A 13,380-nucleotide genomic window follows, 5' to 3' on the forward strand; every position below is an offset into this window, starting at 1 on the left:
GCATTTCACATCAAGTCCCTGTGCGCGCCGGGCGAGCACAAGAGACGATAGGACGGCTCCTGCCCTCCCCTACTCCCACTCAATCGTGCTTGGCGGCTTCGAACTGATGTCGTAGACGACGCGATTCACGCCCTTCACTTCGTTGATGATCCGGCTCGACATCCGGCCCAGCACATCGTTCGGAATCTTGGCCCAGTCGGCGGTCATCCCGTCGACGCTGGTCACCGCGCGAATCGCCACGACGTTGTCATAGGTCCGTTGATCGCCCATGACGCCGACCGTGCGGATCGGCAAGAGCACGGCAAAGAATTGCCAGATTTCGCGGTACAATCCCGCGCCGCGAATCTCCTGATCGACGATCGTTTCCGCTCCACGGAGGATCGCCAATCGTTCCTTCGTCACAGAGCCGAGCACCCGGATCGCGAGACCGGGACCGGGGAACGGCTGCCGCCAGACGATCTCATCCGGCAACCCGAGTTCCGTACCCAACACCCGCACTTCGTCCTTGAACAATTCCCGAAGCGGCTCGATCAATTTCAGCTTCATCCGCGCGGGCAGCCCGCCGACATTATGATGCGTCTTGATCGTAGCCGACGGGCCCTTGAAGCTCACACTCTCGATGACGTCGGGATACAGTGTGCCCTGCACCAGATACTTGACGCCCTTCAACTTCTTGGACTCGACATCGAAATTCTTAATGAACAGGCGCCCGATGATCTTGCGCTTCTTCTCAGGATCGGTGACGCCCTTCAAGCCATCCAGGAACTGTGTCGCGCGATCGAGCACTCGCAGATTCAGATGCATCTGCGACGCAAAGGTCTTCTTCACCTGATCGCGCTCACCGGCCCGTAGCACCCCGTTGTCGACAAAGATACAGGTCAGCTGATCGCCGATGGCCCGATGCGTGAGGGCGGCCGCCACCGATGAATCGACCCCGCCGCTCAGCGCGCAGATCACCCGATCCTTCCCGACCTGCTCGCGGATCTGATTCACCGCCTGATCCACGTAGGACTGCATGGTCCAGGTCGGCGTGCAGCCGCAGATCTCATAGACGAAGTTGCGAAGGATCTTCGCCCCTTCCGGCGTATGCGCGACTTCCGGATGGAACTGCAGGCAATAGATCCGGCGCTGTTCATTCTCCAACTTCATCGCCGCGACCGGCGAATTACTCGTATGGGCGATAGACCGGAACCCGGGCGGCATACGCTCGATCCGGTCTCCATGGGACATCCACACCACCGCGGACCCGTCTTTCCCGATTCCTTTAAAGAGATCGCTGCGGTCATCGATCAGGAGATCGGCGCGGCCGTATTCCCGATGCGGCGCCTTCACGACTTTACCGCCGGATAAGTGCGTCACCAACTGCATGCCGTAACAGATGCCCAGAATCGGAATGCCCTGATCGAATAATGCCTTCGCGACGGACGGCGCTTTCTTTTCGTAGACGCTGGAAGGTCCGCCGGAGAGCACAATGCCCTGGGGGCGATAGGCCAGAATGGTCGCGAGAGACGCCGTGCAGGGCAGAATCTGCGAATAGACCTGCGCCTCGCGAATACGCCGGGCGATCAGCTGCGTGTATTGCGATCCAAAGTCGAGGACGAGAATGCGATTGTGCCAAAGTTCCATGATTATAAAGAGCCTATGGCTGATAGCTGATGGCTGATAGCTCAGAAAGAGAAGTCGGCAGGCAGGAAAGAATCAGCATCCGGCGCTTCTGCTATCGGCTATACGCCATCAGCCATTCGCTCCGGCTCACTCCCAATCCATCCGGTAGTTCGGTGCTTCTTTGGTGATAATGACGTCGTGCACGTGGCTTTCGCGGAGGCCGGCCACGGTTTGCCTGATAAAGGTCGCCTTTTCCTGAAGGTCGGCAATCGTCTGACAACCGCAGTACCCCATCCCGGACTTGACGCCGCCGACCAGCTGATAGATGACGGCTCCCAGCTGCCCTTTGTACGGAACGCGGCCTTCGATGCCTTCGGGTACGAGCTTCTGAGCCGGGCGTCCGCCCTGACCATACCTATCGCCGCCGCCGCGCTCCATCGCGCCGATGGAACCCATCCCGCGATAGACCTTATAGGTTCTGGCTTGATACAGCACCGTCTCACCCGGCGATTCTTCCGTTCCGGCCAGGAGCCCGCCCAGCATGACTGACGATGCCCCGGCCGCCAGCGCCTTGGTCACGTCGCCTGAAAACTTAATCCCGCCGTCCGCAATGATCGGCACCCCGGTTCCACGAAGGGCTTTGGCACAATCGGCAATAGCCGTCAGCTGTGGCATCCCTGCGCCGGAAACAATGCGCGTCGTACAAATCGAACCGGGCCCGACGCCGACTTTCACGGCATCGACGCCCATTTTCAGCAAATCCTTCGCGGCTTCCGCTGTCGCAATGTTGCCGGCGATCAATTCCAGACTCGGATGCTGCTTCTTGATCCGCTTCACCGTATCCAACACCGCCTGCGAATGCCCGTGCGCAGTATCGACGACAATCAGATCGACGCCGGCCTTGATCAGAAGGGTCGCCCGTTCATCCGTATCCGGCCCCACGCCGACCGCCGCGCCCACGCGCAAACGACCATGGGTATCCTTGCAGGCATTGGGATACTTAATGCGCTTCTCGATATCTTTAATCGTAATGAGCCCTTTGAGCTCGTAGTTCTTATTCACGACCGGCAGCTTTTCAATGCGGTGCTCATGCAAAATATCGCGGGCCTTCTCAAGACTCGTTCCCACCGGAGCCGTCACCAGCTTGTCGCGCTTCATGACTTGCGACACCTTGAGGTCCATGCGCGTTTCGAACCGCAGATCTCGATTCGTCAGAATGCCGACCAGCTTGCCCTCTTTCGTGACGGGAATGCCGGAGATCCGATACTTCGCCATCAGGGCGTGCGCGTCGCGGATCGTCTGCTCGGGTGAGATGGTCACGGGATCCATAATCATCCCGCTTTCCGACTTCTTGACCCGATCCACTTCCGCGGCCTGATCCACCGGCGACAGCACACGATGGATGATGCCGATCCCGCCCTCGCGAGCCATCGCAATCGCCAGCCGCGCCTCGGTCACGGTGTCCATCGCCGCGCTGACAAAGGGAACATGGATGCGGATATTGCGCGTCACCAGCGTCGCCGTCTCGACTTCGTTCGGTAGGACTTGCGACTTCGCCGGCACAAGGACAACGTCGTCGTATGTGAGGCCCAATCGCGGTTCTTTATCCAGCATGATCTCCCCGTACCACACCCACGGCCCGTCCGTCAGGCCCTATCGCGTCTGTTGCGCTTTATCGAGTTCCGCCATCGCTTCGGCATTTTCCTGCAGCCGCTCACTGCCTTCGTCGGCCGGCATGAATTGCTGCACCCGCGTGTTCCCGCTGTCCACGACGAACACGCTGCCCCGGGCATCGACCGCGATGCCATAGGGGAAATTGAATTGCCCGTCGCCGTTCCCGTAGCCGCCCCACTGCGTGATGTAGTTGCCTTCTTTGTCGAATTTCTGCACGCGCTGGTTTCCCGCATCCGTCACATACACATCGCCGGCGCCGTCCACCGCCACGCCCCAGGGATTCCGCAACTGTCCGGCTTCCTGCGCGAGCGGACTGCTCGCATGGCCGGCCTCTGGACTGCCGCCCCACTTGGCCAGCAACTGCGGCAACACGTTGGTGCTGGTGTCGAACTTCTGGATGCGGTGGTTGCCCATGTCCACGACATACACCGCGCCGTCGTTCTGGTCTACGGCCACGCCGCGCGGGAAGTAGAACTGCCCGTCGCCGCTGCCGAAGCTGCCCCAGGCCATGATGAACTCGCCGGCCATATCGAACTTCTGCACACGGAAATTCGCGCTGTCCACGACGTAGACGAACCCGCGCACGCGATCGACCGCGATGCCCCATGGGGCATTGAACTGGCCTTCGCCGTTGCCGCGCGATCCGAACTTCATCAGGTACCCGCCGAGCTTCCCGTCGAACTTCTGCACGCGATGGTTGTTCGTGTCGACCACCCACACATCGCCCTTACCGTCGCAGGCGATGCCCGTCGGATTATGGAAGTTTGCGTTGGCCGATCCGAAGCAGCCCCAGAGAATGATGAAGTTTCCGGCGTTATCGAATTTCTGGATGCGGTTGTTGCCGTTATCGACGGCGAACAACGACCCCTGCTGATCCACGCACAAGCCGTACAGCGGCGCCATGAATTCGCCCCCGTGCAGGAGCGACGCACCGCGGCCCGGCTGGCCCCACTTGGAGACACAGACGTACCCGGACGTGTTGACGAGAATGCTCGCGCTGGCCGGAGTCGAGACGTTGTTGCCGACGTCCTTGAACCAGACATAGATGGTCTTCGGTCCGTCGGTCGGCGACAGAATGAAGGGAATCGTGGCGCCGAACTTGATCGCCGTCGTGACATCAACCCATCCGGGCGTGCCTCCCATCGGCGTCAGCGGACTTTCCGAAATGAAATAGGCCGTCACTCCGGTATCCAAATCCGTGGCGGAGATCGTCACCACGACTTCCGGCGAATTCGTCATGAACGCGCCGTGATTGATGACGGCGTAGGGATTCTGCGGAGCGGTAATGTCTATAAGGACCGGCGTCGACGTGACTTCTTCCGACACCTCGCTCTCGGTGCCGTCTTCGAACACCGCCGTGATCGCATAAAAGTACGGCGTATCGTTGGTCAATCCGGAATGCGTATAGGGACTGGTGACCCCTTCGATCTTGGTCCCGGTCTGGATCGTGACGCCCTGCGCGGTATTGAAATATAGATTGTAGGAGACCGCACCCTGCACATCCAGCCAGCTCAGATAGATTTCCGTGTCGCCCGGCTTGACGGCCACGCTGCGCGGAGGTTGCACCGCACCCGCCACCGGAGCCGGCAGCGACTGCTCTTTCCCTCGATTGATTTCTTCTTCTGTTGGCACATACTTCACGACGCGGCTGTTCCCGCTATCGACGACGATGACTGCGCCCTCTTTATCGACGGCGATGCCGGAGGGGAAATTCAACTGCCCCTCTGTCTTCCCGCGGTTTCCGAAGGAGCAGAGGAAGGTGCCGTTGCCGTCGAACTTCTGAACACGATGATTGCCGTTATCGACGACGTAGACGTTCCCCAGCGCATCGCAGGCAATGCCCCACGGCGATTTAAATTGCCCCGGCCCATGCCCTTCGCGCCCCCACTTGGTCAGAAAGCTGCCGCGCGAATCGAATTTCTGAATCCGGTTGTTGCTCTCATCCGCCACAAAGATATTGCCGACGAAATCGACCGCCACGCCGCGCGGGAAAAAGAACGCGCCGTCGAAGCTGCCGTCACGCCCCCACTTCAACAGCGGCTGGCCATCAGCCTGAAATTTCTGAATGCGGGCGTTGCTCGTGTCGGACACGTAGACGTTGCCCTCTTGATCGGTGGTGATCCCCCAGGGCACATCGAACTTGCCCATGTCGGCGCCGCGCCAGGCGAATCCGAACTTGCCCCAGGCCTTCATGGCGTTGCCTTCGAGATCGAACTTTTGCACACGGTTATTGCCGCTGTCGGCAATGTAAATGACATCGTCCGGCCCGACCGCCAATCCGCGCGGATAATAAAAACACCCTTCCTGCGAACTCGGTTCGCTCCCCCATCGGGCAACGAACTTGCCATCTTTCGTGAATTTCTGAATCGAATGGTTGTCGGTATCGGCGACATAGATGTTGCCGTCTTTGTCGAGCGTCAATCCCGTCGGAGAGCTGAATTCTCCATCGTCGGGGCCTTCCTGACCGAAGGCCATGGCCAAGAGATAGGGCGAGGGAATCGCCATGACTTCCTGCGACTCCAGACTCTCCCCCTTCTGCGTGACGACGGTCACGACATAGTGGTAACAGGTCCCGTTGGCGAGATCGTCGTGGAGAAACGGAGAGGTCGCGCCCTCGAGACAGGTCGCCTTATCCTTCTTCACACCGATGACGGCCTTGAAATCCTCGGCGCTGGCGATGGGGCGCGTGAGTTCTGAGAACTTGATCTGCACGCCCTTCGTGGTCTGGAAATAGAGGTTGTAGTACATGGCGTCGGGGACCGCATCCCACGTGATCGTGACCCGACCATTGCCTGCTTTGGCCTGGACGTTCTGCGGCGCGGGCGGCAGCTCTTCATCCGCGGCGACCGAATCGCCGGCACCCCACTCACTCTGGGTGCCTTCGGCGGACAAGATCAGCCGGTCAAACTGGAACATTTCGTCAAAAAGCCATGCCTTCATCATTGGTGTTGCCTCGTGTTGCTAAAGCCGTCCCGCGCCAAGAACCAAGGGTCTTTCAATCACTTAGAATTGGATTGGCGAGTCTAACAAAGCGCTGGAAACAGAGTCAAGGAGCGGGGGGAGGGGACCGGACAAGGCAGAAGCCCTTTGTGCTCGCTGAACGCGCGGTCTCAGAAGACCCTCGTTCAATGCGCGCAATAAAAGGACTTACGCCTTGCCCGGTTGTAAGAAAAAATAGGAGGGAAGGACCAACCAGCTAACTCTGCGGAATGGGCTCTTCTTCGACAAACACGTCCTCACCGTTCACCTCGACCGCCATCATGCGCTCTTCCTCAACCACAGATTCAATCTCGACTTCCTCTGCATCAGTCACGGATGACGCCTCTTCACTCAGGGCCTTGATCGCTTCCGTGGTGCTGTCGATCACCGCGGCTTCGGCAGCCGTCGGCGCAGCCACCTCCATGGATTCCATCGGCAACAGCGACTGATCGGACTCGCCCAATTCCGTGAATTCCCGCAGAGGCGGCAACTGAGTCAAGTCGTTCAAACCAAAATGCTCAAGGAAGAACTTGGTCGTGCCGTACATAATCGGACGCCCCGGCACTTCCTTCCGGCCCACGATGCGCACGAGCTTCCGCTCCAACAATGTCCGCACGACCCCGGAGGTTTCGACGCCGCGGATCTCTTCGATCTCCGACCGAACGATCGGCTGTTTGTAGGCAATGATCGCCAGGGATTCCAATGCGGATCGGGACAGCTTGGCCGCCGACTTCGTTTTATCCAGGCGCTTAATCCAGGTGGCATATTCCTGCTTGGTCACCAGCCGGAACCCGCCGGCGATTTCGACCAGCCTGACTCCGCGCCCCTCCTGCTCCAATTCCTCTCCCAGGCCGCGCAGCGCTTGCGCAACATCCGACTTCGTCACGTCGCCCATGATCGCCACCAGACGCTGCACGGACAACGGCTCAGGGGAGACGAACAACAAGGACTCGACAATGCCGCGCAGTTCGCGCTCGGCAATCGCCTGCACGGCGCCATCATTCGCCGGCGCGGCCTCTGTGGCGGTCTCTGCGGAGGGGGATTCGGTCGATTCGGCTTCAGCCGAAACGTCCGGTGCAGCCGAGGCCTCACGTCCCTCAGATCCCTCTGAAACCACTTCGCCGGCAGATAGGTCGCATGCCGTCGCGTCGATGGATTCCACCGATTCAGCAGCCTCACTCTCGACCTCAACCGAGGTCAGATTCAATTCGTCGGTGATCGGAGTCATGCCCCCCTCCATTCGGCGTCTAAGTCATCGAGCTCAGCCGGATCCGGCACGAGCGAGAACGTTCGTGAAACCAGAATCGGCCCGAAGGTCTCGCTTTGAAACACGTGTGCGACCCGCAACCGGATCAGTTCCAGCAAAGCCAGGAATGTCACAATAATCACCAGCCGGTGGCAGGAGCCGTCAAAAAGCGCGGCAAACGATATCGAGTCCTTGCCTTCCAGCGTTTCCAAAATCACGTTCATCCGCTCTCGCACCGTCAGATTGTCCGGCACGATTTCGATCAACGTCTTTCCCGGATTCCGCTCGACGATCGCCTTCAGCGCATCGACCAGATCGAAGAGCGACACGTTCTCCATCGACATCTCATCGGACTCGACTTCAACGACGAGCGGCTCCGGTTCGCGACTAAAAATCTCCCGCCACATTTTCTCCTGGCCGTCGAGCTGCCGGGCCGCCTCCTTGTAGGTCTTGTACTCCAGCAGCCGCCTGACCAGTTCTTCGCGCGGGTCCGGCCCGTCTTCTTCGTCCTCCGCCGCCTCGTCCGCCGGGAGCAGCATCTTGGACTTGATCTGCAGCAGAGTGGCTGCCATGACCAGAAACTCCCCCGCCACGTTCAGATTCAAATCCTTCATCGCCTCGACATATTCGAGATATTGCTGGGCGATCAGGTTGATCGGAATATCGTAAATATTGATTTCGCTCTTCTTGATGAGATGCAGAAGGAGATCCAGCGGCCCTTCGAAATTCTCGATACGGACCTGATACGGCAGCTCGGTTTGTTCAAACCCGCTGGTCTGTTGGTTGGGCTGATCCACGGGGGCGTTATAGCAAGTTATAGGGGGGCGGGGCAAGCCTGAAACTATATGTTGGGGGTCCGAGACTTCATGGGATTATTTCAATTTGACGGCGTAGGCGACGAGAACGGCTGCCACCAGCAGAATGCCCAGCGTAATGGCATATTGCTGGAAGTCGGATTGCCCCCCCTTCCCTGCCCCTTCCTGCGCGATTCCCTTTGTCCCGTTGGTCAAAGGCTTCTGATCGAAGCGGACCTTGGCCAGATCGTCGCCCCGCTTAAAATCGGCATTGGAGAAATCCGCTGCTTGGAGAAATTGAGCACCGGCAAACCGCGCTTCACCGGAAAAAACCACGAAGGCAAAGAACGCCTCCCGACTGAAAATGGCACCGGAGAAATTCGCCAGCTTCTTGAAGTGCGCGCCGGAAAATCCCGTCCCCAACCCGAATCGCGCCCGCTCAAAATTCACCGGGGCTTCACAGACCACCTCAAGAAACTCCGCCATCCCGTCAAACAGACTCCCCTGGCAATCCACCGGCCCCCGAAAGACGGAACGATGGAACCGGGTATGGGGACCGAACTTGGTCTCGGCGCAGCTGAGCCCCTGGGCAAAGTGCCCTTGAACAAAATAGGCCTCCCGTTCAAATAGAGCGCCATCTATGGCCAGGCTCTTCTGAAAGACCGACCGCGACAGATCCACGCCATCCGTGAACCTGGTGCCATGAAAATCGACCGTTCCCTCGAACTCCAGCGTCCCCTTCGCCGATCGATGCCGGAGGGCTCCGTCAACGACTGAATCACGAATGATCAAATTCCCCGCCACGATCCGCTGCTCTTCGTCGTTCAGCGCGCTGAGCGCGGCCTGTTGCTCGGGTGTGAGTCCTTTGGGGATTTGTGATTTCCGAACCGGCAGCTGATCGAAGATCAGATCGCCCTGCAGCACCACACCGACCAGATCCACCGCCTGTCTCTGCGTGAGCGCCTGCATCACACTCGCAGCAGGAACAGCCTGCGCTTCGCGCTCAGCTTTCGTACAATCCGGGCTCAAATGCTTCATGAGCGGGCCGGGCTTCCCAACGGGAGAGGATTCAACCGTGCAGGCCGCTTCAACGGCGCCGGTCCGGCAAATCCCGCACAGCAGCAGGGACAAACACACCAGCCCGATCCAACGGAGTTTTCCAATAGAGATCATGGTCGTCGTTATACGAGATGCCCGAGGCCAAGGCAAGGCGGAGTGCACAGACAGTCGACACGGTTGCGCTAGTGGAGGCCGGCCAGGATGGCCTGATACTCGTCTTCCGTCAAACGATGCATCCCCAAACTCAGCCGCCGGGCGAGTTCCGCCTGATCCGCAATCTGTAGGACCGACTGCAACAGACCGTGGCTCTCCTGCGGGGTCGAGGTCCACCGCTTCCTCAGCTCGACGCGCACGAACCCGAACCGCGCTTCAGTCTTAAAATCCTCACGCAGGAACTCATCCATCTGCTGCAGGGGGAGGACGGCGGAGACAATCTTGATATCGGCGCAAATCCCCGCCTTCAGCACATAGACCAGCGCATGGGAATCGGGGGTCAGGAACGTGGTCAGATTGTCGCGGATCAAAGCCGAGCAACAGCCCCACAACCCGTGGGTCAATTGGAGCGAGGCGCTTTCAGGTGAGCTGCGCTCGCGGAGGGTACCGGCCACAAATAAAAAATGACTCATGGATGTTCGGGATCAGAAACCAGGAGGGAATGAGACGGTCGCCACGCTCACCTGTGCCGATCCTTCTCGATCTCCGGGAGGACCGGCACATGCAACAGGAACAGTCCGTCAGTTATTACGATAATCGTCGGTGTCGTCCAACAGGTCTTCGGACTTCTCGAGGAAGTCAGCGGCTTCGTCGTCATCGGTGAGCGCCAGATCTCCTTGCAGCTCTTCTTCGATGTCGCCTTCCGCTTCGGTCTCGACCTCTAATTCCTCGTCGACCAGCTCTTCATCTACATCGATCTCTTTCGGCATCGATACCGGAGCCGGCCTGGCCGCCACTGAAGGCCTCGGGGCTTCCTCAACCGGAGGCACCACGGACTTCACCGGAGCCACGGACTTAGGGGCTGAGGGAGCCGCAGGCGTCTTCGCGGCGACGGCTTTCTTGGGTGCCGCCTTGGCAGCGACCTTCTTTTTCGGAGCCGGCTTGGCGGCCTTCTTCGCACTCGCCTTTTTCGCAGGCTTCTTGGCCACTACCTTCTTCGCCGATTTCTTCGCCGACTTTTTCGCGACCGCTTTCTTCGCAGGCTTCTTGGCGGCCACTTTCTTGGACGGCTTGGCGGCCTTCTTCTTGCCCGACGACTTCTTGACGGCCTTCTTTGCCACGACCTTCTTCTTAGACTTCGCCATCAGATTTCCTCCTGATTCAAGTGCACAACGCATGGCGGATCGCATTGCGGCCTCCATCTAGCATGAACCCATAGCCTCTTGCAACCGGTAGAATGATCGACCGAAACCTGCGCAGTTTTGGCTAGGGATCGCCCCACTCCCTGGAGCACTCAACAGGACAAGCCCCCCCATCACCCGGCTGGATCCTCAACCCCGAATGCTCCCAGGACTAGCCCCGGAGGGACGGCCTCGTGGTAAACTGCACTTGCAACCCGTTACTGTTTCATGAATCGTTCGCCGCAATTCCGGCTCTGATTATGCACAACAGCCTAAAGAGGACTTCTCAGCCCATGACACGCTCTCTGACCATCGCCCTCGTGAGCCTCTTCATCACCAGTCTGGCCTGGCCGACGACAGCAATGCCCATTGCGACGCAAATCATGATCGAAGACGGATCCCCCTACTTTGCCCCGTCCAAAGCCATCGCCACCAGCGGGAGCCCGATCCTCTGGAACAACCCGACGCCGACCGATCATACCGTCACGCATAACGGCTGCGTTGAAGACGGCACCCCCTGCCTCTTTGACTCGGGCATCATTCCTCCCGGAGAGCAATTCAGCGTGTCAGGCCTCCCCCCCGGCCGCTATCCCTATCACTGCCGCATCCACCCCATCATGCGTGGCGTCCTGACCGTGACGGATGCGGCCACCATGCCGTCTCAGCTCTAATACGTCATTCATCGCTCGTATCTCACCTCTCGCAGAATACCCACGAGGAACGCTTCACGAATCACAACATTCCCGGCGCATTGGTCTTGCGAGTTCACTGTCAGCTCAGGTAGGCTGCGCCTTCCCACGGGGTAGGAACACAGGTCATGAAGCCCGTTGCCGCAGTCCAAGAACCGCTCCAGTTGACCGGCGAGACGCTGTCTCTCCTCGCCTGGCACATTCCTGATCTTGTCGCCTATCAACATCGCGAAGATGAATACTGGCTCGCGCCGCTCGATGATAATTTTCCGCTGATCCGGCTCAACCTGACCGGCATCGAGATGCTGAAATCGATGAACGGCCACATCACCGTCGGCGCGCTGCTTGAAAAATACGGGAACAAAGTCTGCGGACCGGACGGCCAGCCAGGCCAATGGCATTTAGAACGCTGGGCCACCCCGAACTACTCCCTCTGCTACTTCGGGACCGAACCGCCGGGCGGTCATCGACACCAAGCCAAGTGGGACATTCTGCTGCAACAGATCCGCGAAGGCTGGTCAGGGCAGGAAGGGTTCGAGGGCGAAGAACATCTGGAAGATTTTCACCACCATGAATTGACTGAAAGCGGCGAAGACGACGGCCACTTCGACCTGATAGAAACCACCGTCTCCCACCTCTTCCGTGAACCGAACGAGGCGCTGAACGGCCTGACCTATGGCCGGCTCCTCATGCGGCAGCTCCGTCAGCTAGGCTGGTTTAACCCCAAACCTAAAGTCATTGTAGAAGTCGGCGGAGGGCTCGGCTACGTGGCGCGTGAACTTGCCAAAGAGCTGCTGCCGTTCGAGAGGCAGAGCATCCGGTACATCTCCCTCGACATCACCAGTCCGTTCTTGAAGCTGCAGACCAAGCGGGCCAAAGAAGGTGGCTGGGGAGGCCTTGGAACCAGGGCCAATGCCGAAGCCCTCCCCTTCACGGATAACTCGGTCGATCTCGTCATCGATAACGAAAACATGGCTGACATGACGCCGGTCAAGCTGACGCGCCAGGAGTTGCTCAGCAATACAGGCGAGACTGAGCAGCATCAAGAAGCGCTGGATTGGATCAGACGCATCCGCCTTCCGATCGAGGCCAACCCGCCGGACGATGTCATCTTTAACCTGGGACCGATCCGCTTCGTTGCCGAATTGTGGCGGGTGCTGAAACCGGGTGGACATGCTTTCCTGACCGAATTCGGTGTGGAAGAAGGCTGGCCTGCCTCAGTGAAACTGCCGGGCCATACCGAATATGAAGTGCAATACAGCCACCTGCGGCAGGCCGTGCGCTGGCTGGGCTTTCAGGAACGCTACCTCTCGCTCCCGCAGTTCCTCGCCATGAAGCCGGATACGAAGGTCCTTTGCACCGGCGCAGCCTATACGATTCAGCGGTTCTGCCAGGCCATGAACAAGCCCTTCACCGTCCGCGCCTACACCGAGGGCGAACTGAAGCAGGCCCTCAACGACATGCTCCCCAAGATCCACGGCGCCCACTACCACGACGTGGTCGATCCCGCCTGGTTCGGCCTCATCGACTTCAAAGTGCTGCTATTGGAAAAACCGGGAGGCGCGCCGAAAGCCCAGTTCACGGAGACCAAAGGCTATCGGTGGTATTCGCAGAAATAAGACAGGACAGGTAAGGCGTGAAGCCCTGCGGGTTCTAAGCACCGGCGAACCAGCGCTCGGCAATACACGAATCTCCTACGCGACAGCTTTTGACCTCCGCACCTCTTTCATCACGCGGCTCCCAACTTGATCCTCGGCGACATCGAGATCGTAACGGCTCTGCAAGTGAAGCCAATACCGTGGACTCTGCCCAAGATAACGGCCAAGGCGTAACGCCAACTCTGCCGTCATAGGCCGCTGCCCCCGCACCACGTGGCTAATACGCATAGCAGGAACACCAAGCTCCTGTGCCAGTCGGTACTGCGATACCTCTAGCTCGTCGAGAATTTCCTTCAGATACGCACCCGGATGTATTGGTTCAATTCGAGACTTAGGCATACA

General features: G+C 59.1%; 11 protein-coding genes. 2 read left to right on the top strand and 9 right to left on the bottom strand.

What is annotated here, in order from left to right; translation table 11 throughout:
• Nucleotides 1-69 precede the first annotated feature (69 nt).
• The 8 genes from guaA to Q8N04_00620 all read right to left on the bottom strand — a co-directional run bounded on the left by guaA (nucleotide 70) and on the right by Q8N04_00620 (nucleotide 10,655).
• A complete protein-coding gene (gene guaA / locus Q8N04_00585) occupies nucleotides 70-1,626 on the bottom strand; it encodes a glutamine-hydrolyzing GMP synthase (GenBank protein ID MDP3089147.1) in 1,557 nt (518 codons plus the stop codon).
• A 126-nt stretch (nucleotides 1,627-1,752) separates the two neighbouring features.
• Entirely contained in the window at nucleotides 1,753-3,219 is a 1,467-nt protein-coding gene (guaB, locus tag Q8N04_00590) for an IMP dehydrogenase (GenBank protein ID MDP3089148.1), read from the bottom strand.
• A 39-nt stretch (nucleotides 3,220-3,258) separates the two neighbouring features.
• Nucleotides 3,259-6,222: a 6-bladed beta-propeller gene (locus tag Q8N04_00595; GenBank protein ID MDP3089149.1), complete on the bottom strand. Its 2,964-nt coding sequence runs from the start codon at nucleotides 6,220-6,222 to the stop codon at nucleotides 3,259-3,261.
• A 253-nt stretch (nucleotides 6,223-6,475) separates the two neighbouring features.
• Nucleotides 6,476-7,486, bottom strand: a complete 1,011-nt coding sequence (gene scpB / locus Q8N04_00600) for an SMC-Scp complex subunit ScpB (protein ID MDP3089150.1) — start codon at nucleotides 7,484-7,486, stop codon at nucleotides 6,476-6,478.
• Nucleotides 7,483-8,301 (bottom strand): segregation/condensation protein A, encoded by an 819-nt coding sequence (locus Q8N04_00605; protein MDP3089151.1) that lies wholly within the window; start codon nucleotides 8,299-8,301, stop codon nucleotides 7,483-7,485. Before Q8N04_00605 ends, scpB begins: the two co-directional genes overlap by 4 nt.
• 75 nt (nucleotides 8,302-8,376) lie before the next feature.
• Complete coding sequence (locus Q8N04_00610; protein ID MDP3089152.1) at nucleotides 8,377-9,471, bottom strand: pentapeptide repeat-containing protein; 1,095 nt, start codon at nucleotides 9,469-9,471, stop codon at nucleotides 8,377-8,379.
• A 68-nt stretch (nucleotides 9,472-9,539) separates the two neighbouring features.
• Complete coding sequence (locus Q8N04_00615; GenBank protein MDP3089153.1) at nucleotides 9,540-9,983, bottom strand: hypothetical protein; 444 nt, start codon at nucleotides 9,981-9,983, stop codon at nucleotides 9,540-9,542.
• A gap of 108 nt (nucleotides 9,984-10,091) precedes the next feature.
• Nucleotides 10,092-10,655 carry a hypothetical protein gene (locus Q8N04_00620; protein ID MDP3089154.1) on the bottom strand — a complete coding sequence of 188 codons (564 nt, stop codon included), beginning with the start codon at nucleotides 10,653-10,655 and terminating at the stop codon, nucleotides 10,092-10,094.
• Nucleotides 10,656-10,984: 329 nt separating this feature from the next.
• Here Q8N04_00620 and Q8N04_00625 point away from each other — a divergent pair, with 329 nt between their 5' ends.
• Together Q8N04_00625 and Q8N04_00630 are read left to right on the top strand one after the other, a co-directional pair.
• Nucleotides 10,985-11,362 carry a hypothetical protein gene (locus Q8N04_00625; GenBank protein ID MDP3089155.1) on the top strand — a complete coding sequence of 126 codons (378 nt, stop codon included), beginning with the start codon at nucleotides 10,985-10,987 and terminating at the stop codon, nucleotides 11,360-11,362.
• A 146-nt stretch (nucleotides 11,363-11,508) separates the two neighbouring features.
• Nucleotides 11,509-12,999, top strand: a complete 1,491-nt coding sequence (locus Q8N04_00630; protein ID MDP3089156.1) for a class I SAM-dependent methyltransferase — start codon at nucleotides 11,509-11,511, stop codon at nucleotides 12,997-12,999.
• 75 nt (nucleotides 13,000-13,074) lie between these two features.
• Here the strand turns inward: Q8N04_00630 and Q8N04_00635 are convergent, their stop codons facing one another.
• On the bottom strand, nucleotides 13,075-13,377 hold the full coding sequence (locus Q8N04_00635; protein MDP3089157.1) for a HigA family addiction module antitoxin: 303 nt from the start codon (nucleotides 13,375-13,377) through the stop codon (nucleotides 13,075-13,077).
• Between the last annotated feature and the right edge of the window lie 3 nt (nucleotides 13,378-13,380).

Origin of the sequence: Nitrospira sp., assembly GCA_030692565.1 — a bacterium.
Classification (GTDB): Bacteria; Nitrospirota; Nitrospiria; order Nitrospirales; family Nitrospiraceae; genus Nitrospira_D.

Excerpts from the sequence above, each read along its gene's own strand:
- Q8N04_00635 (MDP3089157.1), bottom strand. The coding sequence starts at position 13,377 with ATGCCTAAGTCTCGAATTGAACCAATACATCCGGGTGCGTATCTGAAG.
- Q8N04_00625 (MDP3089155.1), top strand. The coding sequence starts at position 10,985 with ATGACACGCTCTCTGACCATCGCCCTCGTGAGCCTCTTCATCACCAGT.
- guaA (MDP3089147.1), bottom strand. The coding sequence starts at position 1,626 with ATGGAACTTTGGCACAATCGCATTCTCGTCCTCGACTTTGGATCGCAA.
- guaB (MDP3089148.1), bottom strand. The coding sequence starts at position 3,219 with ATGCTGGATAAAGAACCGCGATTGGGCCTCACATACGACGACGTTGTC.
- Q8N04_00610 (MDP3089152.1), bottom strand. The coding sequence starts at position 9,471 with ATGATCTCTATTGGAAAACTCCGTTGGATCGGGCTGGTGTGTTTGTCC.
- Q8N04_00595 (MDP3089149.1), bottom strand. The coding sequence starts at position 6,222 with ATGATGAAGGCATGGCTTTTTGACGAAATGTTCCAGTTTGACCGGCTG.
- Q8N04_00620 (MDP3089154.1), bottom strand. The coding sequence starts at position 10,655 with ATGGCGAAGTCTAAGAAGAAGGTCGTGGCAAAGAAGGCCGTCAAGAAG.
- Q8N04_00630 (MDP3089156.1), top strand. The coding sequence starts at position 11,509 with ATGAAGCCCGTTGCCGCAGTCCAAGAACCGCTCCAGTTGACCGGCGAG.
- Q8N04_00615 (MDP3089153.1), bottom strand. The coding sequence starts at position 9,983 with ATGAGTCATTTTTTATTTGTGGCCGGTACCCTCCGCGAGCGCAGCTCA.
- scpB (MDP3089150.1), bottom strand. The coding sequence starts at position 7,486 with ATGACTCCGATCACCGACGAATTGAATCTGACCTCGGTTGAGGTCGAG.